The 512-nt window shown below is 69.1% G+C and carries 1 protein-coding gene; it reads right to left on the bottom strand.

Translation table 11 applies throughout. The features are described 5' to 3' along the window. The coding region (locus ACPXB3_RS22500; RefSeq protein ID WP_425729859.1) for a hypothetical protein at nt 1-512 on the bottom strand (512 nt) is incomplete at both ends.

Genomic DNA, 512 nt, shown 5'->3' with positions numbered 1-512 from the left:
TGGGTCGGCGCGGCCGTTCGAGGGGGATGGGCATGCGCGGGAGCCCGCGTGGCCGGAGCACGGACTCGGTGACGACCAGCCGGGTGGGCTGGCCGATCGTGACGGTGGGGGTGAGTGGGCCGGCGGACCTCATGGGCGTGAGGTGGCTGATCCGGAGGTCGCGCAACGGTCGGATGCCGCGTCGGATGCGGCGTCTGAGGGTGCGGCGCGGGTGGTGTCGGCTCGTGTGGGTGATGTGACGGTGCGGATGGATGTTGTTGCTGTCGAAGGACTTCCGCATGATGTTGCGCATCTTCCGCATCTGATCGCTCATGACGGTGGTGAGGTGGCGGGACCGCATGCGCAGGATCAGCGCCCGGTCCGTCGGGGCGGTGACGGTGATGGGGATGTGGTGTCCGATCGCGGCGCCGACACTGATGCTGATGCTGATGATGCTGTGCGGCCGCCGGTGTCGCATGATGAGGGTCGGACGGAGCAGACCGAGGAATTGGCCGCCGCGCGCCGGGTTGCCG

It is taken from the genome of Gordonia sp. DT219 (assembly GCF_049847065.1).
Classification (GTDB): Bacteria; Actinomycetota; Actinomycetes; order Mycobacteriales; family Mycobacteriaceae; genus Gordonia.
The sequence above is the reverse complement of the archived record's forward strand: the minus strand, read 5'-3'. Positions and strand labels throughout refer to the sequence as shown.